The sequence below is a fragment of the Bradyrhizobium sp. Ce-3 genome, from assembly GCF_022835695.1.
In the GTDB taxonomy this organism is placed as follows: Bacteria; Pseudomonadota; Alphaproteobacteria; order Rhizobiales; family Xanthobacteraceae; genus Bradyrhizobium.
Window position 1 is genome coordinate 396,708 of sequence record NZ_BQUV01000009.1, and the last position, 23,356, is coordinate 420,063.

At 64.8% G+C, this 23,356-nt stretch carries 23 protein-coding genes and 1 other RNA gene; 17 read left to right on the forward strand and 7 right to left on the reverse strand.

Annotation, left to right across the window (positions count from 1 at the left end; all coding sequences use genetic code 11):
• The first annotated feature begins 60 nt into the window (after positions 1–60).
• The 3 genes from BRSPCE3_RS29355 to BRSPCE3_RS29365 all read left to right on the forward strand — a co-directional run bounded on the left by BRSPCE3_RS29355 (position 61) and on the right by BRSPCE3_RS29365 (position 2,809).
• Positions 61–702: a hypothetical protein gene (locus BRSPCE3_RS29355; RefSeq protein WP_244069819.1), complete on the forward strand. Its 642-nt coding sequence runs from the start codon at positions 61–63 to the stop codon at positions 700–702.
• On the forward strand, positions 662–1,318 hold the full coding sequence (locus BRSPCE3_RS29360; protein WP_244069820.1) for a hypothetical protein: 657 nt from the start codon (positions 662–664) through the stop codon (positions 1,316–1,318). The genes BRSPCE3_RS29355 and BRSPCE3_RS29360 overlap by 41 nt, the downstream gene beginning before the upstream one ends.
• A 198-nt stretch (positions 1,319–1,516) precedes the next feature.
• Positions 1,517–2,809, forward strand: a complete 1,293-nt coding sequence (locus BRSPCE3_RS29365) for an MFS transporter (RefSeq protein ID WP_244069821.1) — start codon at positions 1,517–1,519, stop codon at positions 2,807–2,809.
• Between the two features lie 41 nt (positions 2,810–2,850).
• Here BRSPCE3_RS29365 and BRSPCE3_RS29370 read toward each other — a convergent pair whose 3' ends face one another.
• Positions 2,851–3,465, reverse strand: coding sequence for a TetR/AcrR family transcriptional regulator (locus BRSPCE3_RS29370; RefSeq protein WP_244069822.1), 615 nt, complete (start codon positions 3,463–3,465; stop codon positions 2,851–2,853).
• A gap of 152 nt (positions 3,466–3,617) precedes the next feature.
• On the opposite strand from BRSPCE3_RS29370, the gene BRSPCE3_RS29375 reads away from it, so the two are divergent.
• A complete protein-coding gene (locus BRSPCE3_RS29375) occupies positions 3,618–4,850 on the forward strand; it encodes a cytochrome P450 (RefSeq protein ID WP_244069823.1) in 1,233 nt (410 codons plus the stop codon).
• Between the two features lie 192 nt (positions 4,851–5,042).
• Positions 5,043–8,801, forward strand: coding sequence for an AsmA-like C-terminal region-containing protein (locus BRSPCE3_RS29380; protein ID WP_244069824.1), 3,759 nt, complete (start codon positions 5,043–5,045; stop codon positions 8,799–8,801).
• An 8-nt stretch (positions 8,802–8,809) separates the two neighbouring features.
• Here BRSPCE3_RS29380 and BRSPCE3_RS29385 read toward each other — a convergent pair whose 3' ends face one another.
• The 6 genes from BRSPCE3_RS29385 to ssrA all read right to left on the reverse strand — a co-directional run bounded on the left by BRSPCE3_RS29385 (position 8,810) and on the right by ssrA (position 12,592).
• Positions 8,810–9,166 (reverse strand): VOC family protein, encoded by a 357-nt coding sequence (locus BRSPCE3_RS29385; protein ID WP_244069825.1) that lies wholly within the window; start codon positions 9,164–9,166, stop codon positions 8,810–8,812.
• A gap of 52 nt (positions 9,167–9,218) precedes the next feature.
• Positions 9,219–9,494 (reverse strand): ribbon-helix-helix domain-containing protein, encoded by a 276-nt coding sequence (locus BRSPCE3_RS29390; protein WP_021077181.1) that lies wholly within the window; start codon positions 9,492–9,494, stop codon positions 9,219–9,221.
• Positions 9,491–9,694 (reverse strand): DUF4169 family protein, encoded by a 204-nt coding sequence (locus BRSPCE3_RS29395; RefSeq protein ID WP_244069826.1) that lies wholly within the window; start codon positions 9,692–9,694, stop codon positions 9,491–9,493. The genes BRSPCE3_RS29390 and BRSPCE3_RS29395 overlap by 4 nt, the downstream gene beginning before the upstream one ends.
• Positions 9,695–9,970: 276 nt before the next feature.
• Positions 9,971–11,386, reverse strand: coding sequence for a class II fumarate hydratase (fumC, locus tag BRSPCE3_RS29400; RefSeq protein WP_244069827.1), 1,416 nt, complete (start codon positions 11,384–11,386; stop codon positions 9,971–9,973).
• A 176-nt stretch (positions 11,387–11,562) separates the two neighbouring features.
• Positions 11,563–12,084: an SspB family protein gene (locus BRSPCE3_RS29405; protein ID WP_244069828.1), complete on the reverse strand. Its 522-nt coding sequence runs from the start codon at positions 12,082–12,084 to the stop codon at positions 11,563–11,565.
• A gap of 142 nt (positions 12,085–12,226) precedes the next feature.
• Positions 12,227–12,592, reverse strand: a transfer-messenger RNA (tmRNA) gene (gene ssrA / locus BRSPCE3_RS29410).
• Between the two features lie 77 nt (positions 12,593–12,669).
• Here ssrA and BRSPCE3_RS29415 point away from each other — a divergent pair.
• From BRSPCE3_RS29415 to BRSPCE3_RS29470, 12 genes are all read left to right on the forward strand, one after another.
• Positions 12,670–13,281, forward strand: coding sequence for a chromate transporter (locus BRSPCE3_RS29415; protein WP_283843177.1), 612 nt, complete (start codon positions 12,670–12,672; stop codon positions 13,279–13,281).
• The gene (locus tag BRSPCE3_RS29420; protein ID WP_244069829.1) at positions 13,278–13,811 is read left to right on the forward strand and encodes a chromate transporter; all 534 of its coding nucleotides are present in this window, start codon (positions 13,278–13,280) and stop codon (positions 13,809–13,811) included. Before BRSPCE3_RS29415 ends, BRSPCE3_RS29420 begins: the two co-directional genes overlap by 4 nt.
• 93 nt (positions 13,812–13,904) lie before the next feature.
• Complete coding sequence (locus BRSPCE3_RS29425; RefSeq protein WP_244069830.1) at positions 13,905–14,405, forward strand: tripartite tricarboxylate transporter TctB family protein; 501 nt, start codon at positions 13,905–13,907, stop codon at positions 14,403–14,405.
• Between the two features lie 7 nt (positions 14,406–14,412).
• Entirely contained in the window at positions 14,413–15,927 is a 1,515-nt protein-coding gene (locus BRSPCE3_RS29430; RefSeq protein WP_244069831.1) for a tripartite tricarboxylate transporter permease, read from the forward strand.
• Positions 15,928–16,062: 135 nt separating this feature from the next.
• Positions 16,063–17,043, forward strand: a complete 981-nt coding sequence (locus tag BRSPCE3_RS29435) for a tripartite tricarboxylate transporter substrate binding protein BugD (RefSeq protein WP_244069832.1) — start codon at positions 16,063–16,065, stop codon at positions 17,041–17,043.
• A 186-nt stretch (positions 17,044–17,229) separates the two neighbouring features.
• A complete protein-coding gene (locus BRSPCE3_RS29440; RefSeq protein ID WP_244069833.1) occupies positions 17,230–18,024 on the forward strand; it encodes a thymidylate synthase in 795 nt (264 codons plus the stop codon).
• Positions 18,024–18,509, forward strand: coding sequence for a GNAT family N-acetyltransferase (locus tag BRSPCE3_RS29445; RefSeq protein ID WP_244069834.1), 486 nt, complete (start codon positions 18,024–18,026; stop codon positions 18,507–18,509). Before BRSPCE3_RS29440 ends, BRSPCE3_RS29445 begins: the two co-directional genes overlap by 1 nt.
• Positions 18,509–19,021 (forward strand): dihydrofolate reductase, encoded by a 513-nt coding sequence (locus BRSPCE3_RS29450; RefSeq protein ID WP_244069858.1) that lies wholly within the window; start codon positions 18,509–18,511, stop codon positions 19,019–19,021. The genes BRSPCE3_RS29445 and BRSPCE3_RS29450 overlap by 1 nt, the downstream gene beginning before the upstream one ends.
• A 144-nt stretch (positions 19,022–19,165) precedes the next feature.
• Entirely contained in the window at positions 19,166–20,305 is a 1,140-nt protein-coding gene (gene hflK / locus BRSPCE3_RS29455; RefSeq protein WP_244069835.1) for an FtsH protease activity modulator HflK, read from the forward strand.
• Positions 20,302–21,201: a protease modulator HflC gene (gene hflC, locus BRSPCE3_RS29460; protein ID WP_244069836.1), complete on the forward strand. Its 900-nt coding sequence runs from the start codon at positions 20,302–20,304 to the stop codon at positions 21,199–21,201. Before hflK ends, hflC begins: the two co-directional genes overlap by 4 nt.
• Positions 21,202–21,309: 108 nt before the next feature.
• Entirely contained in the window at positions 21,310–21,510 is a 201-nt protein-coding gene (locus BRSPCE3_RS29465; protein ID WP_050421088.1) for a DUF2065 domain-containing protein, read from the forward strand.
• Positions 21,511–21,718: 208 nt separating this feature from the next.
• On the forward strand, positions 21,719–23,221 hold the full coding sequence (locus tag BRSPCE3_RS29470; protein WP_244069837.1) for a Do family serine endopeptidase: 1,503 nt from the start codon (positions 21,719–21,721) through the stop codon (positions 23,219–23,221).
• The last annotated feature ends 135 nt before the right edge of the window (positions 23,222–23,356 follow it).

A 23,356-nucleotide genomic window follows, 5' to 3' on the forward strand; every position in this document is an offset into this window, starting at 1 on the left:
GTGAAATCTTTAGACCGAGCTGAGCGACGAGCGAATTATTCTGAATCCCCGGATGATTTCATGTTGTTCGCGAATACCACCGGCGAACCGGTCAGCGATGCGAGCGCCCGCGCATGCCGCGGCGAGCTGCTTTGCGCCATCCTGTCCGATTTCAGGCATGCGTTTCCCGATCTGCTGTTCGAGCTCGACGAGGGAAGCGCCACCGTCAATGCCCAGGCCTTCATGCGTCGCAGTCACCGCGTCGTTCGCATCTATGGCGGATTGGCCTATCACGCGGCGATGAACGCCGACGGCCTGGTCTTTGCCCTGCTTCACGAGGTCGGACATCATCTGTCCAGAGGTGGCCGGCTCGCCGCAAACGCCGAGCTCGGTTGCGAGTGCGCGGCGGACCGCTGGATCCTCGCCAAGGGCGCCGCCCGGCTGAGAGAGCAGACCGGGCGGACGTTCTCGATTGCGCGCGCGGTCTCGCGCATCGAGCAATTGACCGAGCCTGTCGCCCGTGGCCGGACGCCCCGCAAGCGCGGTTCAGGCGTGTGTTGGGCCGATCACTGGCCGACACGCAAACATATTCTGGTTCGACCGGAAGCCGCGCCGGCTATTCCGCGGTGCTATCTGTCGCAGTTGTTACGTCTGAATCAAATTGCACAAAGGGAGAAGACAAATGGGTGCGCTACTTCCCGTCGGCAGCGGTCCCGATGCTGAAATCGTGGACCGCCTGAACGAGCTCTTCACCGGCAAGGATCTGGCTACTCTCCGCAAGCACAACAAGAAGGAAAAGCTGTTTGATCCGAGCCACCGATTGCGGCGCGTGGCATTCCGCATCGGTGCCTATCCGAGCAAGGATTACGGGAAGGACGACGCCAAGCGGAAATGGTTCTTCTTTCTCCATCATGTGCTGCCTCCGGACACCCAGGATGCGATCAAGCGGATCCTGGGCGATGCGATGACCCGAACCGCGATCAAGGCGGTGAAGTTCTCGGTCGAGGAAAACAGCGTGGTGACCCATCCGCATCTGTTTCCGAGCAACAATGAGCCGCTCGCGAACTACCTGAATGCCGCTGGCACGACGTATCTGGTCCATCTGGTCGTGCAAGGGCCGATGGATGACAGCGCCGAAGATCCGCCCGGCGACAACGATCCTGACAACGGGGAACAGCCGATCACCTGGCCCGAGCTTTCGCTCCGCAGGCCGACGTTCGGGCGGACCAAATCAGGCGGCGGGAAGGGCGCCGGCAAGAAGAAGGTCGCTGGCAAGAAGAAGGCCGTCAGCAAGAAGAAGGCCGGCAAAAAGGCCGCCAAGCGTCCGCGCAAGCGTTGACGAGGGGATCGTAGCGGTCGATTGTGGCGGCGAGGGTCGACGGATGCGTCGACCCTTCTGTCTCCAGGTCGTCTGTCCCCAGATTGTCGCGACATGTCGCCGTGACATCCGGCTGGTGGCAGCGCCTGCTGCCGGCCGCCCAAAGTCCGCTACGGTGCCGTTGCAGCCTGTTCCGTTGCGGAAAGAATGCTGCGCCCGATGCGTTTCCCCTTTTTCTACGGCTGGATCATCGTCGCGGTGACCTTCGTCACCATGGCGATCGGCGTCAACGCACGGACGGCGTTCTCGCTGTTCTATCCGCCGATCATCTCCGAATTCGGCTGGGAGCGCGGCGTCACCGCGGGCGCATTCTCGTTCGGCTTCGTCGCCTCGGCGATCGCGAGCCCGATGATCGGCCGGCTGATGGACCGCAGCGGGCCGCGCGCGGTGATGGAGCTTGGCGTGTTGCTGATGGGCTCCGGCCTGCTGCTGGCGCCGTTGACCACGCAACCCTGGCATCTCTATCTGACGATCGGCGTGCTGGTCGGCTCGGGCAGCGTCTGCCTCGGCTATTCCGGGCAATCGCTGTTCGTGCCGAACTGGTTCATCCGCCGCCGCGGACTTGCAATCGGGCTCGCCTTCGCCGGCGTCGGCATCGGCTCGGTGACGTTGCTGCCTTGGGTCCAGCATATGATCGAGCACACCGGCTGGCGCACCGCCTGCACCGCCATGGGCATCGTGGTGCTGGTCGTGCTGGCGCCGATCAATCTGCTGCTGCACAAGCGGCCGGAGGACATCGGCCTGCAGCCTGACGGCGATGCCGCGCCGACGGCGACGTCGGCGAGGCCGGCATCGAACATCGTCGACCCCGTGTGGGCCGGCACCGACTGGACGCTGTCGCGTGCGCTGCGCACCGGGCGGTTCTGGTGGATCGCGATCGGGTATTTCTGCGGCCTGTACATCTGGTACGCGGTGCAGGTGCATCAGACCAAATTCCTGCTCGACATCGGCTTCAGCTCCAATGTCGGGGTCTGGGCGCTTGGTGTCGTCAGCCTGCTCGGCATTCCCGGTCAGATCTGGCTCGGGCATCTCTCGGATCGCATCGGCCGTGAATGGGTATGGGCGATCTCCTGCTTCGGCTTCGTGATCTGCTTCGCAGCGCTCGCCGCCCTGAAATGCTGGCCGAGCATGGCGCTGATCTATCTTATGGTGTTCACCCAAGGGGCGCTCGGGTACGGCCTGACATCCGTGATGGGCCCGGTGGTGCTCGAGATATTCCAGGGCAAGCATTACGGCAGCATTTTCGGCACCGTGATGCTCGCCGCGCTTGCCGGCGGCGCTGCCGGCCCCTGGATCACGGGCCAGCTCTACGACCTCTCGGGTAGCTACACGAGCGCGTTCCTGCTCGGGATCGCCGTCAGCCTGCTGTCGGCGTTCGCGATCTGGCAGGCGTCGCCGCGCAAGGTCCGCGCGGTCGCCGGACAAATGCACAAGGCCGCCAGCGCGGCCTGAGGCTGGAACGCGAACCGGTCGCCGCTTCGCTCGAAAACGCTCTATCGGGCGGACGAGACGCCGATCGCGCGCTGCAGGTCGGTGATTGCGCGCAGGAAGCTGTCCGCCGGTGTGGTCTCCGGATCGATCAGGCGGTGCAGCCGGAAGCCGTCTTCCAGCGCCAGCACGATTGCGCCGGTCCATTCCGGATTGAGGGCGCCGTTCCGGCCGCCATTCTTCCCCGCGGTCGCGACGATATCCGTGATCAGCTTGCGCCGCGCGCGGAGCCGTTTTGCCAGTTCGGGCCGCCGCTTTTCGGCGCGTGCGACAAACAGGATCATCTCCATGTGCAGGAGCGGGGAGCGGCCGAGCGGATCCTGCCGGCTGCGATCCATGGTCCGCAGCGCCTCGATGAAATCAGCAAGGTTCTGGTGCTGGGCCAGCAGGTCGAGACATCGCCTGATCGATTGATCGACGTGATCCTCGAGCATCGCGATGATCAGCTCGTCCTTGCTCTTGAAGTTGGAATAGAAGGCGCCGCGGGTGAAGCCCGCCGCGGCCGCGATCATCTCGATGCTGGCGCCGCCGATGCCCTGTTCCTCGAACACCTGCGCCGCCGCCTCGAACAGCTTTTCGCAGGTGTCGTCCCGCGTCGGTCTGGTTCGTACCCTTGACATCGGCGCATTTTAGGGCACAATGCAACTCGATACAAGAGTGTATCGAGTTGCATTCATAATGAGAACAGCCGCACCGTAATCGAGCGGCCTTGAGGATGACACCAGGGCGCGCCAGAGTGCAGGCACCGGCGCAGCGAACGAACGAGGTCACCATGAACGAGCAAGTTCAGCCGGCCAGCGGCGAGCCGCTTTTCAACCCACTGGCGCCCGAATTCATTCGCAATCCCTACCCCTATTATGAGCGGCTGCGCCGCCTCGATCCGATGCATCTCAATGCGCATGGCGCCTTCGTCGCCAGCCGTCATGCCGAGGCCAGCCTCGTGCTGCGCGACAAGCGGTTCGGCAAGGATTATGTCGAGCGCTCGATCCGCCGCTACGGCCCCAAGATCATGGACGAGCCGGTCATGCGCAGCATGGGCCACTGGATGCTGCAGCAGGATCCGCCCGATCACACCCGCCTGCGCGGTCTCGTCGTCAAGGCCTTCACCGCGCGCCGGGTCGAGGACATGCGGCCGCGCATCCAGCATGTCGTCGACGACACGCTCGACCGCATCATTCCGCAAGGCAGGATGGACCTGATCGAGGATTTCGCCTTCCGCCTGCCGGTCACGATCATCTGCGACATGCTCGGCATCCCGGAGGAGCATCGCGAGGCCTTCTACAACGGCTCGCGCGACGGCGGACGCCTGCTCGAGCCGGTGCCGATGACGGCCGAGGAGATCAAGCAGGGCAACGCCAGCAATGCGATGGCCGCGATGTATTTCCATCAGCTGTTCGAGCTGCGCCGCAAGCAGCCGGGCGACGACCTCACCACCCAGCTGGTGCAGGCCGAGGAGGATGGCCAGAAGCTGACCAACGAGGAGCTGACTGCCAACATCATCCTGCTGTTCGGCGCCGGCCATGAGACGACCGTGAATCTGATCGGCAACGGCCTGCTCGCGCTGTTCCGCAATCCGGACCAGCTCGCGTTGCTGAAGGCCAATCCCGGCCTGATCACCAACGCGATCGAGGAGTTCCTGCGCTACGATTCCTCGGTGCAGCTGACCGGCCGCGTCGCGCTGGAAGACATCGAGGATCTCGGCGGCAAGCGCATCCCGAAGGGCGAGAGCGTGCTCTGCCTGCTGGGCTCGGCCAATCATGACGAGGCCGTCTACCCCGATCACCCCGAGCGGCTCGACATCCGGCGGCCGAACGTGAAGCCGCTGTCGTTCGGCGGCGGCATCCATTTCTGCCTCGGCGCCCAGCTGGCGCGGATCGAAGCCGAAATCGCGATCTCGACGCTGCTGCGCCGGATCCCCGATCTGCGGCTCGATGACGCGGAAAATCCGGAGTGGCGGCCGACCTTCGTGCTGCGCGGCCTGAAGCGGCTCCCTGCGAGCTGGTAACGTTCCCGCGGGGCGCGGCGATCCCGCGGCGAGGCCGGCGCACGCAGGCTTGAACGGGAAATCTACCATCTGCCCGAAGTCGCAGCGGTAATGCCGCTGTGACTTCGCCATACTTGTCTCTATATTTGGGCTGCTCCGGTCGATGGTTCAGCATAAGGAGGCTGCCGCGGAGCGGGCTCAAAGGGAGACACCGTGCAGACGACGCTGCTCGGCCTGGCAATCGCGTTCATTCTTGCACTGGTCGCTGCGCTGGTCGGTCCGTTTTTCGTTGACTGGAACCAGTTCAGGCCGCAGTTCGAGGAGGAGGCGTCCAAGATCATCGGTGCGCCGGTTCGCGTCGCCGGCAATCTCGACGCGCGTCTGCTGCCTGCGCCCTCGCTGCGGTTGAAGACCGTCACCGTCGGCGGCGCCAACGACCTCGGCAAGGTCCGGGCCGCCAATCTCGATGTCGAGTTCAGCCTGAGCTCGCTGATGCGCGGCGAGGTGCGCGCCAACGAGCTCACCATCAACGGCATGTCGCTCGATCTCGGGCTCGATCCGAAGGGACGGATCGACTGGTCGCCGTCGAGCGGGACCTTCAACCTGGCTTCGCTGGCGATCGACCGGCTCAATCTGACCGGCCGCGTGGCGCTGCATGATTCCGCCAGCCGCAGCACACTCGAGCTGAACGACATTGCCTTCAGCGGCGATGTCCGCTCGCTCGCCGGCGCGGTCCGCGGTGACGGCAATTTCATGTTCGACGGCAACCGCTATCCGTTCCGGCTCTCCTCGGGGCAAAGCGCCGATGGCGGCGGCACCCGCCTGCACTTCAACATCGATCCCGGGCAGCGGCCGGTGTCGGCCGATCTCGACGGCATCCTGACTTTCGAGGCCCGCGCGCCGCGCTTCGAGGGGAGCGTAATCCTGGCGGGCACGCCGGGCCAGCGCGGGGGCAGCGACACGCCGCCCTGGCGGATCGCTGCCAAGGTGAAATCGGATTATTCGGCTGCGCGTCTCGACCAGATCGAAGTCAGCTATGGCGCCGAGGACCGTGCGCTGAAGCTCGCGGGTAGCGGCGATCTCCGGTTCGGCGCGACGCCGCTGCTGCGCGCCTCGCTCACGGCGCGGCAACTCGACGGCGACAAGTTCGCCGCCAAGGATGGCGGCAAGGACGGCGCCAAGGATGGCGGCAAGGATGGTGGCAGCGGCAATGTCGAGCCGGTCCGCGTGCTACCGGCGATGCGCGCGGTGTTGTCGGGGCTTCCGCAAAGCCCGATACCGGCGCAGGTCGAGCTGACGTCCGAGCAGATCATGCTCGGCGGCCGTCCATTGCAGGATATCTCGGCCGAGCTGCAATCGGATGCGAAATCATGGACCGTGCGCCGGCTGGAGTTTCGCGCGCCGGGATCGACGCGGGTCTCGATGAGCGGCGCCAGCGCGCAGGGTGGGACTTCGAACAGCTTCAAGACCGCGCTCAACATCGAATCATCAGATCCGGACGCGCTGATGACCTGGCTGCAGGGCCGCGGCGACATCGCCTATCGCAGCCAGAAGCCGCTGCGGTTGCGCGGCGACGTCACGGTGTCGCCATCAGGCTTTTCGATCGACGCGATGAAGGCGGAGATCGAGGGCGGCGCGCTCGAGGGCCGCGTCGCGGTTACGCATCGCGAGGCGGCGAACGGCTCGAAGGTCGAGGCGCAGTTGAAGGCGGAGCGGCTCGATCTCGACGCCACCGCGGCCTTCATCCGCTCGCTGGCCGGCCCGCAGGCCGAATGGCCGGACGAGGCGCAGCTGACGCTCGACGTCGGGCGCGCGATCTCCTCGGGGCAGGAATTGCGGCCGTTGCTGGCGAAGATCAACTACAGCCCAAAGAGCATCGTGCTCGAACGCGTCAAGATCGGCCAACCCGACAATGTCACGCTGGACGGTGGCGGCAATTTCGACCGTGACAGTTCGACCGGCAAGCTCGCGGTCGACGCGACCGCCGCATCGCTCGGCCGGCTGACGGCCGTGGTTCAGCCGTTCGCACCGGTGCTTGCCGTGCGGCTTGGCGCGCTTCGCGCCGATGCCGGTCCGGTCCGTGCCAAGCTCGCGCTCGAGCTGGGCAAGGGCAAGGCTGCCGATCGCGTCAGCGCGCGCGCGACGCTGGATCTCGATACGCCGCAGCTCAAGGGCAATAGCGTGATCTCGGCGTCGCCGCAGGTCGCTGCGATCCGCTCGCTCGATGTCGACGCACTGCGTGGCAACGAGGTTACCGCGGAGGCAAAGGTGTCGGCCGGCGACGGCAATGCGCTGCTGGCGCTGCTTGGGCTTGACCGTGCGGTCGCGGCCGGTGCCGGCCCGACGCAGTTCGAGGGCACCGTGACCGGGGCGTGGCAGGCGCCGTTGCGGCTCAAGGCGCGGCTCTGGGGCGCAGGGCTCGACGCCGATGCCGAAGGGACCGTGGAGCCCTGGACCAAACCTTCGACCAAGGATGGGGCCAGCACCGCCAAGTCGAGCGTCAGCCTCCGCGTTCGCAGCGCCGACATCAGTCCGCTGCTCAACCTGAAATCCTCCGACCCGGCAGCAAACATCCGCCTGTCGTCGCGTTTGACGCTGGCGGGCGACCGGCTGACCTTCGACGATCTCGACAGCATCGTCGCCGGCTCGCGGCTGCGCGGCCGGCTGGCGCTGACGCTCGCCGATCAGAAGAGCGTCGACGGCGAAATCGGCCTCGATCAGATCACGCTGGCGCCGATTTTTGCGGCAGCGATCGGCGCGGCCGGTCGCGACGCGACGGAGCCAGTCGGCCAGGGGCTGACCAGCGCCTGGCGCGGCAAGGTCTCGTTCGAGGCGCTGCACGGCTTGCTGCCGGGCGGCGCCGAGCTGCAGCCGGTCAGCGGCACCATCAGGTCGGACGGCCAGTCGCTGACCTTCGACGGCATCAAGGGCAAGATCGGCGGCGGCGAGGCGATCGCCTCCATCGATGCGCGACAGGGCGTCAATGGCTTAGCCTTGAATGCAAATGTGCAGCTGTCCAAGGTCGACAGTTCGGCCTTGCGCTATCGCAGTCTCGCAATGCCCAAGGGACAGGCTTCGATGCAGATGACGCTGTTGACGCAAGGCCGCAGTGCCTCGGCGCTGACCGGCGCGATGTCCGGCAGCGGCGTCGTGACGCTGGAGGGGGTGAGCCTTCCGGGTCTCGATCCGCGCGCGTTCGATGTCGCGATCCGCGCCAGCGATTCCGGGCAGGCGACCGACGATGTCAGGCTGAGACAGATCGTCGAACCGGCGCTCGCCGCAGGTACGCTGTCGATCGCCTCGGCACAGATTCCGTTCAACATCCGCGATGGCCGGATCCGGGTCGGCGCGACCACGCTGGCGGCCAACGGCGCCAACGCCATCGTGTCCGGCGGCTACGACATTCCGGCCGACCAGGCCGACATCCGCGCTGCGCTGGCGTCGACACAGGTGGGCAACGCCAACAGCCGCCCGGAAATCCAGCTGCTCGCGGTGGGCACGCCCGACGGGTTGACGCGCAGCATCGACATTGCGGCGTTGTCGTCGTGGCTTGCGGTGCGCGCGATCGACCGGGAGACCAGGCGGCTCGATGCGATCGAGCGCGGCGAGCCGGTGCCACCTCCGACCCCGGCAGCGCTCCCGCCTCCGGTCGGGCCGGCGCCTGATGCGTCCAGCCCAAATTCGGCCGCAGCGCCTTCTGCCAATCTGCCGGTGCCCGGGCCTGATCCGCGCCGTGTGCCGCCGAAGCCCAAGATCGTCGCGCCGCGGCCGCCGATTGTCCCGCCGGTTGCGACTGCGCCGCCAGTTGCGCCGCCTGCGCCGGTTGCGAGCCAACCCCAGGTCGCGCCACTACCACCGCCGATCGAGGTCAAGCCGGTGCCTGGCGCGGCCAGGTCGAGGCCGCTGCGACCGCCGTTGTCGCTGACGCCGCAGGTCGCCAATCCGCCGCCGCGGCCGGCGATGCAGAACTAGACATCAGCTCACGATTGGTGGTGCTGGAGAATATTGATCAGCCGGCCGAAGGGATCGCGGACGAAGAAGCGCCGCACGCCCCATGGCTCGTCCGCCGGACCGTATTCGATCGCGATGCCGGCGGCCCGCATCCGGCGCAGGGCTTCATCGAGGTCGTCGACCTCGATCGAGAGATCAGGCACAGGCGTGCCGGAGCCGCCTTCGGACGCGAAGCTGATTTGAACCTGCATCGTTTCGGATGAGCCGTAAGTCGAAACCCAACCGAAATCCATCAGCAGCTCGAGGCCGAGGATGTCGCGATAGAACGACGCCGCTGCCGCAATGTCCGATGCGGCAACGTTCGCGACGATGCGGTTGACCTTCATGCTGAAGTCCACGCAGCGAACGACCGTCCGGATCGACGGTCGGAGAGGGCCGTCAGGCCTGCTGGCGCGTGTCGACCTGTTGCGGCCTGACATCCGTCGGCACGGCCGGCGTGGCGCGCGAGCGGAAGTAGTCGAGCACGAAAAGCCGGATCGCAGAGGACAGATTGCCCTGCTGACGGTTGCTGTCGATCTCGCCGACCAATTCCGACAGCGTCATGTTCCGCAGACCGGAAATTTCCTTCATGCCGTTCCAGAAGGCTTCTTCGAGGCTGACGCTGGTCTTGTGTCCAGCGACGACGATCGAACGCTTAACGACGGGAGACTTCATGATGCGTCTCCACTTTCGATACGCTGCTGGTTCAGGAGGTGCTGATCGAGCACGCGCGTGTTGCGCTCGCCGAGAAATTCATCACGCGCTCGCTCGGCCTTGGTGCGACCGAATAGCGCACGATTGGCTTCGGCCTGCTTGGCCGCTTGTTCGCGCTCACCGCGCTTCTTGAATCGTTTCAGGTTGACCACGTCGCCCATGCTCGTCGTCCTTATCGTCCCCAGAGCGGAATTGGTGATGCATCGTGACGAAAGCAAGAGCGACTGCACTACGCGCCCGGCTCGATATCCATCCCGAATCCCCGTTTGATGCTTCTGATAGCATCAAAGAATCCGTTTCGCTCTGCGAAAACTAGACGTCTGTACCATGCGCCAGCGCAGAGCTGATAGGCAACGCGCCTTAGTCTTTAGGCGTTATGATCCATAATCATATCACGCGCGCTGACCGTAATTATCCGGACATTGCGCGCCGTTCATTCACCCCGGGTGTGTCATTTTGTCCGGCTGCACGAGGCGATCAAATTCGTCGGCAGACACAAATCCAAGGCGCAAAGCCTCTTCCTTCAACGTCGTTCCGTGTGCGTGTGCCGACTTGGCGACCTTGGCCGCGTTGTCGTAGCCGATCTTCGGCGCGAGCGCGGTGACCAGCATCAGCGAGCGCTGCATCAGTTCGTTGATGCGCTTTTCGTCGGCGCGTATGCCGACAACGCAATGCTCGGTAAATGAGCGGACAACGTCAGACAGCAACTGAATGGAATTTATCATACAATATGCCAACACGGGCTTGTACACGTTGAGCTCGAAATGGCCCTGGCTGCCGGCGACGGTGATCGTGGTCTGATTGCCGAACACCTGGCAGCAGACCATGGTCATGGCTTCGCACTGGGTCGGGTTGACCTTGCCCGGCATGATCGACGAGCCCGGCTCGTTCTCCGGCAGGATCAATTCGCCGAGGCCCGAGCGCGGGCCCGAGCCGAGGAAGCGGATGTCGTTGGCGATCTTGAACAGGCCGGTCGCCACCGAATTGATCGCGCCGTGCACCAGCACATAGGCGTCGTTGGAAGCCAGCGCCTCGAACTTGTTCGCAGCGCTCGTGAACGGCAGCTTGGTGATCTCGGCGACATGCCTGGCGAAGGCGTTGGCGAATTCCGGCTTCGAGTTCAGGCCGGTGCCGACGGCGGTGCCGCCCTGCGCCAGCGGGAATAGCTCCTTCACCGCGGTGCGCAGCCGCGCGATGCCGCTCTCGATCTGCGCGGCGTAGCCGGAGAATTCCTGGCCGAGCGTCAGCGGTGTCGCGTCCTGGGTATGTGTACGTCCGATCTTCACGATCCTGGCAAACGCATCCTGCTTCTGATGCAACGCCCGATGCAGCTCGGTGAGGGCAGGGACCAGGTCGGCGATGATGCGCTCGGCCGCTGCGATATGCATCGCGGTCGGGAACGAGTCGTTCGACGACTGGCTCATGTTGACGTGATCGTTCGGATGGATCGGCTGCTTGGCGCCGAGTTCGCCGCCGAGCGTCTGGTTGGCGCGGTTGGCGATCACCTCGTTCACGTTCATGTTGGTCTGCGTGCCCGAGCCGGTCTGCCAGACCACCAGCGGAAAATGATCGTCGAGCTTGCCCTCGATCACTTCCCTGGCGGCGCTGATGATGGCGTCGGCGCGGCGCGCATCGAGCTGGCCGAGTTCGCGATTGGTCTCGGCCGCCGCGAGCTTGACGATGGCGAGTGCATGAATGATCGCGAGCGGCATCCGGTCGTGGCCGATCTTGAAATTCTGCCGCGAGCGCTCCGTCTGCGCGCCCCAGTAGCGATCGGCGGCGACGTCGATCGGACCGAAGCTGTCGGTCTCGCTGCGGGTGGCGGCGTTGGATGGTGTGGTCGATTGAGCCATGGATGCTCTCCGTTGCGTCATCAGAACGTGGTCCGGCGCTGTGCCGGCTTTCCGCTGCGGCAAGGCGAAAGCCGCCGCGCCAAGGCACGTTCATGCAGAAGATAGTCCGGGATGACGATCTGTCATCCCGGCCCTCGCAAGCATCCTACAAGGTCGAGGCGTGATCTGGGTTTAGATTATTTCTTGCGGAAGCGGTCCAGCCGCACGACCTCGGCGCCTTCGCTGGGCTTCGCGGGCTCCTCGTCGGTCTCGGCCGTCTCCGGCTCTACCGTCGCGCGAGCGGCCGGTGCGGGAAGCGGAGAGGCAGGCGCCGCGGCGGGAGCGGCTTCCTCGGACAGCGCATCCGAGACATCGAACCGCAGATCGAACGGTGCAGATGGATCGAGGAAGCGCGTCACCGCGGCAAACGGCACCGTCAGCCGCTCGGGGATCCCGCCGAACGACAGGCCGACCTCGAAGCGGTCTTCCGTCACCACCAGGTCCCAGAACTGGTGCTGCAGGATGATGGTCATCTCCTCCGGATATTGCGCAAGCAGCCGTGACGACAGCTTCACGCCATCGCCGTGCGACAGGAAGGTGATGTAGAAATGGTGCTCGCCCGGCAGGCCATGTTCGGCGGCGTCGGACAACACCCGGCGCAGCACCCCGCGCAGCGCATCGCGCGCCAGCACGTCATATCGGATGTGATCGGTCGCCATAGTGATCCTGTCGCTTCGAAAATGACCAGCGGGGCGCCGCCGGATGATCCGACTCGCCGTTTCGGCCATGCTACCCCGCCGGGAGCCGGAAATCAGCAGGCCTGGCAGCTGATAATGCGGGCGGACGCCCGATCGGAAATAAAGTGGAGGCTTCTGTTGCCAGGTGCCTCCGAACCCCGCCTAACGGAGCTTAACCCGTTAGGACTTTAAGATGGTCTTTCAAACTGCGTTACGCAGCCTGAGCAACCGGAGCAAAGTTGTCGTTGGCAACTATTGCATTAGCCCGATAACGGCGGAACCATACCGAGAAAAAACACGCCCTTTACGCCCTCGTCGATCCTATTTCGCCCCCGCCAAAAGCCACCGAAACAACGGCTTGGGATGGGTTTTGGTGGAGGCGCCGGGTACCGCCCCCGGGTCCGAATGGTTTATTGCGACGGCCATTTATTTCCATAGCCGGCGAACCGGCACCCCCAATATAGGCGGCACGAACGAAGAAAAATAGAGCCGATTCAGGCTTGTTCAGGTGTGAAAACACGCCGATTTGGGTTGGCCGGCGTCCAGAGGCCGTTCTAGATTTTGGCCATGCCCCCGGAATCCCCGCCGGTCGCCACCCCGGCGCCGGATGCGTCCGCCCCATCGCCGCCCCACCAGCCCGGCCTGTTCGAGCTGTTCCTGGCCTTTGCCAAGATGTCGCTGGCCGGCTTTGGCGGGGTGCTGGTCTGGGCCCGGCGGTCGATCGTCGAGCAGCACCACTGGATGACGCCGGAGGAGTTCAACGAGACCTTCGCGCTGTGCCATTTCCTGCCAGGTCCGAACATCGTCAATCTGTCGGTGGTGTTCGGCGCCCGCTTTCGCGGCGTCGCCGGCGGCCTTGCGGCCTTCGCCGGGCTGGTCGGGCCGCCGATGGTGATCGCGACCGTGCTTGCCGCGCTCTACGCCCGCTACGGCGATATCGATATCCTGCGCCGGACCCTTGCCGGCGTCGCCTGTGCGGCGGTCGGGCTGCTGTTCGCGGTCGTCCTCAAGATGATGATGCCGCTGCTGAAGCGGCGTGATGTCACAGGCCTCGTCATTCTATCGGCGGTTTTCGTCGCGATCGGGCTGATCCGGTGGCCGCTCCAGATCGTGCTGCTGGTGGCGATCCCGCTCAGCATCGCGACGACGGTCCTTGCGCGCCGCATGGTGAAGGCATGAGCTCGGAGTCCAACCCGATCGCGGCGCTGGTCTGGACCTTCGGCCTGATGTCGCTGTTTGCGGTCGGCGGGGCCAATTCGGCGATCCCCGAAATGCACCGCGCCGCCGTCGACGTGCATCACTGGCTGACCGACAAGCAATTCGCCGACGTGTTTGCGATCTCGCAGCTCTCGCCGGGACCCAACGTGCTGATCGTGACGCTGATAGGCTATTCTGTCGCAGGCGTCGCCGGGGCGTTGGCTGCGACGGTTGCGATGTGCGGGCCGACTGCGCTGCTTGCCTATTATGTGAGCCGTTTCCTCGATCGTTCGCGCGAAGCGCGCTGGCCGGCGATCATTCAGGCTGCATTGGTTCCGCTGTCGATCGGCCTGATGGCCGCGTCCGGCCTGATCGTGGCGCAGACATCAGACCAAAGTTGGATCGCGGTGCTGATCACCATTGCCGCAGCCGCGCTTGCTTTTGCGACGCGGATCAATCCCCTGTGGATGTTGCTTGCCGGAGGTCTCTTGGGTTTTGCTGGCGTTGTCTGACGAAAATCGCTAGCAAGGCTTTCGGTCAACGCACCACAAGCCAAGCCATTCAAGCACAACGGGCGGGACAGCCCTGACGGGGGAAGCGAAGTCATGAGCGATACGCCAAGCGAGGCGCCGGTCAAATCGATCTTGCCGGAATGGGTGCGCGGTCCGCAGGACTTTGTCGGCGGGCTTGCCATGATGGCGGTTGCGCTGTTTGCCTTGTGGGCCTCCAGCGATCTGCAGGGCATGCACGGATTTTCGTTCGGTGCCGGAACCGCGCCACGCATGTTCGCCGTGCTGTTGCTGTTGCTCGGCGGCGCCGTCGCGCTGATGGGAGTTCTGAAGGATGGCCCGCAGATCGCGGCCTATTCCTGGCGCGGCCCGCTGTTCGTATCGGCGGCAATCGTGTTCTTCGCGGTCGCGATCCGTCCGTTCGGGCTCGTCGTCTCCGCCTTTGCCGCCTTCCTGATCGCAGCGCTCGGCTCGCATGAGACAAGATGGCTCGAGGCCATCATTGTCGGTGGCTGCCTGACACTCGGCTGCGCGCTGCTGTTTCCTTATGTGCTGGGACTTCCGATGCCGATGTTCCCGCGCTTCCTGATGCAGTGAGGGCGTGATGGAACTGTTTGCCAATCTCGCCCACGGTTTCGTGGTCGCGTTCTCGCCGATCAACCTTCTGATGTGCCTGATCGGTGCGCTGGTCGGCACGCTGGTCGGCGTGCTGCCGGGCATCGGCACCATCGCCACCGTCGCCATGCTGCTGCCGATCACCTTCGGCCTGCCGCCGGTCGGTGCGCTGATCATGCTCGCCGGCATCTATTACGGTGCGCAATATGGCGGTTCGACCACCTCGATTCTGGTCAACATTCCCGGTGAGGCGACCTCCGTGGTCACCGCGCTCGACGGCCACCAGATGGCCAAGCAGGGCCGCGCCGGTCCGGCGCTGGCGATCGCCGCGATCGGCTCGTTCTTCGCCGGCTGCGTCGCAACCGTGTTGATCGCCGTGCTCGGCGCGCCGCTGACCAAGCTCGCGCTGGCGTTCGGTCCGGCCGAATATTTCTCGCTGATGGTGCTCGGCCTGATCTTCGCGGTGGTGCTCGCCAAGGGCTCGGTGCTGAAGGCGATCGCGATGATCGTGTTCGGCCTGCTGCTGTCGATGGTCGGCTCCGACATCGAGACCGGCGCCTCGCGCATGGCCTTCAACATTCCCGAACTCGCCGACGGCCTTGGCTTTGCCACCGTGGCGATGGGCGTGTTCGGCTTTGCCGAGATCATCCGCAACCTCGACCACGGCGCGGAGATGGACCGCAATCTGGTGCAGCAGAAGATCACCGGTCTGATGCCGACCAGGAAGGACCTCGTGGACTCCGCGCCGGCGATCCTGCGCGGCACCGTGCTCGGCTCGATCCTCGGCATCCTGCCGGGCGGCGGCGCGGTGATCGCGTCGTTCGCCGCCTATACGCTGGAGAAGAAGCTGGCGAAGGATCCGAAGCGGTTCGGCCGCGGCGCGATCGAGGGCGTGGCGGCGCCGGAAAGCGCCAACAACGCCGCGGCGCAGACCTCGTTCATCCCGCTGCTCACGCTCGGCATCCCGCCGAATGCGGTGATGGCGCTGATGGTCGGCGCGATGACCATTCATGGCATCGTGCCGGGCCCGCAGGTGATGCAGAAGCAGCCTGATCTGGTCTGGGGTATGATCGCCTCGATGTGGATCGGCAACCTGATGCTGATCATCATCAACCTGCCGCTGGTCGGCATCTGGGTTCGCCTGCTGCGCGTGCCGTACCGGCTGATGTTCCCCTCGATCGTGGTGTTCTGCGCGATCGGCATCTACTCGGTGAACAACGCACCGGTCGACGTCGTGCTCGCAGGCGCGTTCGGTCTGGTCGGCTACTGGCTGATCAAGCACGATTTCGAGCCGGCGCCGCTGCTGCTCGGCATGGTGCTGGGCCCGCTGATGGAGGAGAACCTGCGCCGTGCACTCTTGATCTCGCGCGGCGACTGGAGCGTGTTCCTGTCGCGGCCGCTGTCGGCGGTGCTGCTGGCGATCGCCGCGGGTCTCTTGGTGCTCGCCGTGCTGCCGGCCTTGCGTGCCAAGCGCGACGAAGTGTTCGTGGAGTCCGAGGGCTAGAGCAAATTGCCGCGCCTGCGTCGGGGCGCCGCAGGCGGAAGTCGAATCGACACTCGATGTCGTCTCATGAAATGAAAATGCCGGCCGATTTGGCCGGCATTTTTATTGGTCAAACGATCACCGGGAGGAATTGAGATGATGTCCATTCGCTCGCTTGCGGGCGCATGCCTTTCGGCATTTGCCGCGCTCGGCGCATTCGCCGTGCCGGCATCCGCGCAGAATTATCCGACCCGCACCATCACCATGATCGTGCCGTTCGCAGCCGGCGGTCCGACCGACGTCATCTCGCGCATCGTCACCGCGCACATGGCGCAGACGCTCGGCCAGAGCATCGTCATCGAGAACGTCGTCGGCGCCGGCGGCACCACGGCGACGACGCGCGCCGCACGCGCCGCCAATGACGGCTACACGCTCGTCACCGGACATATGGGCACGCATGCCGCGTCGGTGCCGCTCTATCCGAAGCTCGCCTATCACCCGGAAAAGGATTTCGAGCCGGTCGCGCTGCTTGCCGGCACGCCGATCCTGATCCTTGCGCGCAAGGATTTCCCGCCGAAGGATCTGAAGGAATTCGTCGCCTACGTGAAGGCCAATGCCGAGAAGGTCAACGCTGCGCATGCCGGCATCGGCTCGGTCTCGCACGCCTCCTGCGAGCTCTTGAACTCGATCCTCGACGTCAAGCCGGTCGGCGTGCCCTTCAACGGCACCGGCCCGGCGATGAACGCGCTGGTCGCCGGCCAGGTCGACTACATGTGCGACCAGATCGTCAATGCGGTGCCGCAGATCAACGCCGGCACCATCAAGGCCTATGCGGTTGCGACCCCCGAGCGCAATCCGTCGCTGCCGAACGTCCCGACCACGACCGAAGCCGGCCTGCCGGCCTTCCAGGCCCAGGCCTGGAACGCGATCTTCGCGCCGAAGGGAACTTCGCCCGCGATCATCGCCACGCTGAATGCCGCGGCCATCAAGGCGCTCGACGACGACAACGTGCGCAAGCGCCTGCTCGAGCTCGGCAGCGTGATCCCGGCGCCCGCCAACCGCACCCCGGAGGCGCTCGCGACCCTGGTCAAGAGCGAGATCGCGAAGTGGACCCCGGTGCTGAAGCCGGCAAGTTAAGGCAGCGCGATCAAGTGGATAGGGCAGGGGCGGAACGCGAGTTCCGCCCCTTGTCGTTTGCCGGGGGAGTGTTCATTTTTCAGGGTATAATCGGTGCGTTCAGCCGAATCAGCGTGTCGACCGGCGGCCCTGGCCGCTACATTCGCCGTTCTCTCGAAGCTCCGAAAAGACGCCAAGAAACCCGTCATGAACCAGTATCACGATCTGCTTGAACGCATCCTCGCCGACGGCGCGGAGAAGCATGACCGCACCGGCACCGGGACGCTGTCGATCTTCGGCCACCAGATGCGCTTCAACCTGTCGGCCGGCTTCCCGATGCTGACCACCAAGCGGTTGCCGCTGAAGGCGATCGTGCACGAGTTGCTCTGGTTCCTGGCCGGCGACACCAACATCAAATATCTCAACGACAACGGCGTCACGATCTGGGACGAATGGGCCGACGCCAATGGCGATCTCGGCCCGGTCTACGGCTCGCAATGGCGCTCCTGGCCGGCGCCCGACGGCCGCAGCATCGACCAGATCACGAATGTGATCGAGATGATCAAGCGCAACCCGGATTCGCGGCGGCTGATCGTCAGCGCCTGGAATCCGGCCGAGGTCGACAAGATGGCGCTGCCGCCGTGCCACTGCCTGTTCCAGTTCTATGTCGCCAACGGCAGACTGTCCTGCCAGCTCTATCAGCGCTCCGGCGACGTCTTCCTCGGCGTGCCCTTCAACATCGCCTCCTACGCGTTGCTGACCATGATGGTCGCGCAGGTCACCGGCCTGAAGCCCGGCGATTTCGTGCACTCGCTCGGCGATGCGCATCTCTACTCGAACCACCTCGAGCAGGCGCGGCTGCAATTGACGCGGCCGACGCGGCCGTTGCCGACGATGGCGATCAATCCCGATGTGAAGGATATCTTCGCGTTCCGTTACGAGGACTTCAAACTCGAAGGCTACGACCCGCATCCGCACATCAAGGCCGAAGTCGCGGTCTGATGTCGCTTACCATCCGCCGCGCGCGGCCCGATGAGGCCGGACTGGTGTTTTCGCTGGTCCGCGAGCTCGCCGACTACGAAAAGCTGCTGCACGAGGTCCACGCCAGCGAGGCCGATATCGCCGAGGCGCTGTTCGGCGCCAACCCGCGGCTTTACTGCGACATCGCGGAATGGAACGGCGAGCCGGCCGGCTTCGCGGTCTGGTTCGTCAACTTCTCGACCTTCGCCGGCCGCCACGGCATCTACCTCGAAGATCTCTTCGTGCGGCCGGCGCTGCGCGGCAAGGGCATCGGCAAGGCGCTGCTGGTGCACCTGGCCAAGCAATGCCTCGCCAATGGCTGGTCGCGCCTGCAATGGGCGGTGCTCGACTGGAACGCGCCGTCGATCGCATTCTACAAATCGCTCGGCGCCGAGCTGATGGACGAATGGACGATTTGCCGCGTCTCCGGCGAGGCGCTGTCGGCGCTCGCGAAAGGAGCACGCTGATGGAGATCGTGCTCGTCGTTGCGGTCGCCGAGAACGGCGTGATCGGGAAGGACAACGCCATTCCATGGCGGCTCAAATCCGATCTGCGACGCCTCAAGGCGATCACGCTGAACAAGCCTGTCGTGATGGGACGCAAGACCTTCGAATCCCTGCCCAGGCCGCTGCCCGGACGCACCAACATCGTGGTGACGCGCGATCCGAACTACCGCGCGCGCGGCGCCATCGTCACCAATTCGTTCGAGAACGCCCATGCAGTTGCGCTTGGTGACGCGCTGCGGCGTTTCGCCACTGAAATTGCAATCATCGGTGGCGCGGAAATCTATGCGCAGTGGATGGGCATCGCCGACCGGCTTGAGATCACCGAGGTTCACGCCCGGCCGGACGGCGATACACGGTTCGACAAAATCGATGCGAAGGCGTGGGAAGAGGTCGCGCGGGTCCGAAATCCGGCAGGTCCGGATGACAGCGTCGACTTCTCCTATGTGACATATCGTCGGCGCGGCCGGGGTTAACCAATGTTTGCATTGACAATTATGGCCCGGCGCATAGCTCGTCGGGCCAGGAAGCTTGCGTTGTAAGGGCCTGAGCGGTCCCCTATAACCGGGCCGGACATTCGAGGCCGGGCGTCCCGCCCGGACTTGCCGAGGAGATCTTTGATGCCGTGGAAAAATCAAGGCGGGGGGCCATGGGGCTCGGGTCCGAAAGGGCCGTGGGGCACGGGTCCGCAGTCAGCCGGGCCAAGGCCGCCGGATCTTGAGGATCTGCTGCGGCGCGGCCAGGACCGCCTGCAGCAGTGGCTGCCCGGCGGTCATTTCAGCGGCATGGGTATCGCGCTGGTCGTGGTCGCAGCGCTTGCGATCTGGTTCGCGACCGGAATCTTCCGCGTCCAGTCCGAAGAGCTCGGCGTCGTGATGCGCTTCGGCAAGTATGACCGCGATGCACAGCCGGGCCTGCGCTATCACCTGCCGTACCCGATCGAGACGGTGCTGCTGCCGAAGGCGCTGCGCGTCAACACGATCTCGATCGGCATGACCCTGATCGACGATCCCGCACGGCGCGGCCGCACCATGCGCGACGTGCCGGAAGAGAGCCTGATGCTGACCGGCGACGAAAACATCGTCGACGTCGACTTCACCGTGCTCTGGCGCATCAAGCCGGGCGGCGCCGGCGCCTATCTGTTCAACATCCAGAATCCCGAAGGCACCGTGAAGGCGGTGGCCGAAAGCGCGATGCGTGAGGTGATCGGCCGCTCGCAGATCCAGCCGATCCTGACCGGAGCGCGCAACGTCACCGAGCAGAACGTCCAGGAGCTGATGCAGAAGACGCTCGACACCTACAACGCGGGCATCCAGATCACGCAGGTGCAGATGCAGAAGGTCGATCCGCCGGCGCAGGTGATCGACGCATTCCGCGACGTGCAGGCGGCGCGCGCCGACCTCGAGCGCAAGCAGAACGAGGCGCAGACCTATGCCAACCGGATCGTGCCGGAAGCGCGTGGTCGTTCCGCGCAGATCCTGCAGGCCGCGGAAGGCTACAAGGAGCAGGCGGTCGCCGAGGCCAAGGGCCAGAGCGCGCGCTTCCTGAAGGTCTATGAAGAGTACAAGAAGGCACCCGACGTGACGCGCGAGCGCATCTATCTGGAGACCATGGAAAAAGTGCTCGGCAGCTCCGAGAAGCTGGTTTACGACGGCGGCCAGGGTCAGAACATCGTGCCTTATCTCCCGCTCGGCGAGCTGACGACGCGGCGTCCGCCGGCCGCACCGGCCACGACCGGCCAGCAGGGAGTTACCCGATGAGGTCCCCTGTCACAGGTATTGTCTCCCTGATCCTGCTCTTCATCGTGCTCGCCGTCGGCTACAGCTCGATGTTCACCGTGCAGCAGACCGAGCAGACCATCGTCCTGCGGTTCGGCGAGCCGGTCGACATCGTCACCGAGCCCGGTCTGCACTTCAAGGCGCCGTGGAATTCCGTGATCAACGTCGACAAGCGCATCCTCGATCTGGAAAACCCGTCGCAGGAAGTGATCGCTTCCGACCAGAAGCGGCTCGTGGTCGACGCCTTCGCGCGCTATCGCATCAAGAATGCGTTGCGCTACTACACCAGCGTCGGCTCGATCCAGGCCGCCAATCTGCAGTTGACCACGCTGTTGAACGCGGCGCTGCGCCGCGTGCTCGGCGAGGTTACCTTCATCACTGTGGTGCGTGACGAGCGCGAGAAGCTGATGTCGCGGATCCGCGAGCAGCTCGACAAGGAGGCCGACGGCTACGGCATCGAGGTCGTCGACGTCCGGATCCGCCGCGCCGACCTGCCGGAGCAGAACAGCCAGGCGGTGTATGACCGGATGAAGACCGAGCGTCAGCGTGAAGCCGCCGAGTTCCGTGCCCAAGGCGACCAGAAGGCGCAGGAGATCCGCTCGAAGGCCGACCGCGAAGCGACCGTGATCGTCGCCGAGGCAAACTCGACCGCCGAACAGACCCGCGGTGCGGGCGACGCCGAGCGCAACCGCCTGTTCGCCGAGGCCTATAACAAGGACAAGGACTTCTTCGCGTTCTATCGCTCGATGACCGCCTATGAAAACGGCCTCAAGCCGAACGATACGCGTTTCCTGTTGCGGCCGGACTCGGATTTCTTCAGATACTTCGGCAGCGCAAGCGGCAAGCCGCCTGAGGCGGCCGCCGCGCCGAAACAATAACGTCGTGACCTGAATATCGGGACGTAAACATCACGATCCGGCGGCGATGCGGATAACGCGTCGCCGACGCTCAAGAACAACAAGCATCGAGCGGGAGGTTGCTATCCGATGAGGTCAATAGCGTTCGGCGACTTCCTCATCGGGCTGGGAATCCTGTTCGTGCTCGAAGGCATCCTGTTCGCGGCGAGCCCCGCCTGGATGCGCCGGGCGATGAAGAGCGCGCTGGCCACCCCTGACAACATCCTGCGCATCGTGGGCATCGGCTCGGCGGTTGCGGGACTTGTCCTGATCTGGGCGGTGCGGCGCTGAGCATTGCCTGTTCCGTCGCCGAGATCGCGCCGGAATGAACATAATCGTGAGCCTCTCGCAGCCGGTTTTTCGCCGAAATGCCCGGCTGAGATGCTTGCGCCATATGCCCGTTCGGGCGCACTCTGTAACCACGGGCGCACACCTGCGACCACGGGCGCATACCTGCGACCAAGCTAGTTTGAACCCGTTTGCCTGGAGAGACTCCGACATGATCGCTGCCAGACCAGCCCTGAGCCGTCGCCTCCGCATGATGGGAGCCGCGATCTCGATCGGTGCTGCGAGCATGCTGAGCTCCGTGCCGGCGTTCGCGCGTGGTCCCGAGAGCATTGCCGACACGGCCGAGAAGGTGATCGACGCCGTCGTCAATATCTCGACATCGCAGACCATCGAGGCCAACAAGGGCGGCGGTGCGATGCCGCAACTGCCGCCGGGCTCGCCGTTCGAGGAATTCTTCGACGACTTCTTCAAGAACCGCCGCGGGCCGCCGGGCAAGGGCGGCGACAAGAGCGGTGAGTTCCAACCGCGCAAGACCAACTCGCTCGGCTCGGGCTTTATCATCGACACGTCGGGGATCGTCGTCACCAACAACCACGTCATCGCCGACGCCGACGAGATCAACGTCATCATGAACGACGGCACCAAGGTCAAGGCCGAGCTGGTCGGCGTCGACAAGAAGACCGACCTCGCGGTGCTGAAGTTCAAGCCGCCGAAGCCGCTTACGGCGGTCAAGTTCGGCGACAGCGACAAGATCCGCCTCGGCGACTGGGTGGTGGCGATCGGCAACCCGTTCAGCCTCGGCGGCACGGTGACCGCGGGCATCGTCTCGGCCAAGAACCGCGACATCAGCCAGGGCCCGTATGACAGCTACATCCAGACCGACGCCGCCATCAACCGCGGCAATTCCGGCGGTCCGCTGTTCAACCTCGATGGCGAGGTGATCGGCGTCAACACGCTGATCATCTCCCCGACCGGCGGTTCGATCGGCCTCGGTTTCGCGGTGCCGTCGAAGACGGTGGCCGGCGTCGTCGACCAGTTGCAGAAGTTCGGCGAGCTGCGCCGCGGCTGGCTCGGCGTCCGCATCCAGCAGGTCACCGACGAGATCGCCGACAGCCTCAACATCAAGCCGGCGCGCGGCGCGCTGGTTGCCGGCATCGACGACAAGGGCCCGGCCAAGCCGGCCGGCATCGAGCCCGGCGACGTCGTCGTCAAGTTCGACGGCAAGGACGTCAAGGACCCCAAGGACCTGTCGCGCATCGTCGCCGATACCGCGGTCGGCAAGGAAGTCGACGTCGTCATCATCCGCAAGGGCAATGAAGAGACCCGCAAGGTCACGCTCGGCCGGCTCGAAGACAACGAGAAGGTTCAGCAGGCGAACGCCAAGCCGAAGGACGACACCGCCGAGAAGCCGGTGACCCAGAAGGCGCTCGGTCTCGATCTGGCGGCACTGAGCAAGGATCTGCGCACCAAGTACAAGATCAAGGACAGCGTGAAGGGCGTCATCGTCACCGGCGTCGACAGCAACTCCGATGCCGCCGAGAAGCGTCTGTCGGCCGGCGACGTCATCGTCGAGGTGGCGCAGGAGGCGGTGTCCAGCGCCGCCGACATCAAGAAGCGTCTCGACCAGCTGAAAAAGGACGGCAAGAAGTCCGTGCTGCTGCTGGTCTCCAATGGCGACGGCGAACTGCGGTTCGTCGCGCTCGGGGTGCAGTAGGGCGCGCTGACGCCTCACCGTCACTGTCATCCCCCGCGAAATGTTTAGCCCGGACAGATCACTGACGGGTGTTCGGAGACATAGCTGACACATCAACTTGGCTGGATTGGTCCGATTCGGGAGGCCGTCCATGCC

What these genes read in the sequence shown, in the direction of transcription:
- hflC (WP_244069836.1), top strand. Translation starts at nt 20,302, where the DNA reads ATGAGGTCCCCTGTCACAGGTATTGTCTCCCTGATCCTGCTCTTCATC.
- BRSPCE3_RS29405 (WP_244069828.1), bottom strand. Translation starts at nt 12,084, where the DNA reads ATGGCGACCGATCACATCCGATATGACGTGCTGGCGCGCGATGCGCTG.
- BRSPCE3_RS29470 (WP_244069837.1), top strand. Translation starts at nt 21,719, where the DNA reads ATGATCGCTGCCAGACCAGCCCTGAGCCGTCGCCTCCGCATGATGGGA.
- BRSPCE3_RS29465 (WP_050421088.1), top strand. Translation starts at nt 21,310, where the DNA reads ATGAGGTCAATAGCGTTCGGCGACTTCCTCATCGGGCTGGGAATCCTG.
- BRSPCE3_RS29360 (WP_244069820.1), top strand. Translation starts at nt 662, where the DNA reads ATGGGTGCGCTACTTCCCGTCGGCAGCGGTCCCGATGCTGAAATCGTG.
- BRSPCE3_RS29365 (WP_244069821.1), top strand. Translation starts at nt 1,517, where the DNA reads ATGCGTTTCCCCTTTTTCTACGGCTGGATCATCGTCGCGGTGACCTTC.
- BRSPCE3_RS29435 (WP_244069832.1), top strand. Translation starts at nt 16,063, where the DNA reads ATGATGTCCATTCGCTCGCTTGCGGGCGCATGCCTTTCGGCATTTGCC.
- BRSPCE3_RS29385 (WP_244069825.1), bottom strand. Translation starts at nt 9,166, where the DNA reads ATGAAGGTCAACCGCATCGTCGCGAACGTTGCCGCATCGGACATTGCG.
- hflK (WP_244069835.1), top strand. Translation starts at nt 19,166, where the DNA reads ATGCCGTGGAAAAATCAAGGCGGGGGGCCATGGGGCTCGGGTCCGAAA.
- fumC (WP_244069827.1), bottom strand. Translation starts at nt 11,386, where the DNA reads ATGGCTCAATCGACCACACCATCCAACGCCGCCACCCGCAGCGAGACC.
- BRSPCE3_RS29355 (WP_244069819.1), top strand. Translation starts at nt 61, where the DNA reads ATGTTGTTCGCGAATACCACCGGCGAACCGGTCAGCGATGCGAGCGCC.
- BRSPCE3_RS29375 (WP_244069823.1), top strand. Translation starts at nt 3,618, where the DNA reads ATGAACGAGCAAGTTCAGCCGGCCAGCGGCGAGCCGCTTTTCAACCCA.
- BRSPCE3_RS29370 (WP_244069822.1), bottom strand. Translation starts at nt 3,465, where the DNA reads ATGTCAAGGGTACGAACCAGACCGACGCGGGACGACACCTGCGAAAAG.
- BRSPCE3_RS29390 (WP_021077181.1), bottom strand. Translation starts at nt 9,494, where the DNA reads ATGAAGTCTCCCGTCGTTAAGCGTTCGATCGTCGTCGCTGGACACAAG.
- BRSPCE3_RS29395 (WP_244069826.1), bottom strand. Translation starts at nt 9,694, where the DNA reads ATGGGCGACGTGGTCAACCTGAAACGATTCAAGAAGCGCGGTGAGCGC.
- BRSPCE3_RS29445 (WP_244069834.1), top strand. Translation starts at nt 18,024, where the DNA reads ATGTCGCTTACCATCCGCCGCGCGCGGCCCGATGAGGCCGGACTGGTG.
- BRSPCE3_RS29425 (WP_244069830.1), top strand. Translation starts at nt 13,905, where the DNA reads ATGAGCGATACGCCAAGCGAGGCGCCGGTCAAATCGATCTTGCCGGAA.
- BRSPCE3_RS29450 (WP_244069858.1), top strand. Translation starts at nt 18,509, where the DNA reads ATGGAGATCGTGCTCGTCGTTGCGGTCGCCGAGAACGGCGTGATCGGG.
- BRSPCE3_RS29415 (WP_283843177.1), top strand. Translation starts at nt 12,670, where the DNA reads ATGCCCCCGGAATCCCCGCCGGTCGCCACCCCGGCGCCGGATGCGTCC.
- BRSPCE3_RS29430 (WP_244069831.1), top strand. Translation starts at nt 14,413, where the DNA reads ATGGAACTGTTTGCCAATCTCGCCCACGGTTTCGTGGTCGCGTTCTCG.
- BRSPCE3_RS29440 (WP_244069833.1), top strand. Translation starts at nt 17,230, where the DNA reads ATGAACCAGTATCACGATCTGCTTGAACGCATCCTCGCCGACGGCGCG.
- BRSPCE3_RS29420 (WP_244069829.1), top strand. Translation starts at nt 13,278, where the DNA reads ATGAGCTCGGAGTCCAACCCGATCGCGGCGCTGGTCTGGACCTTCGGC.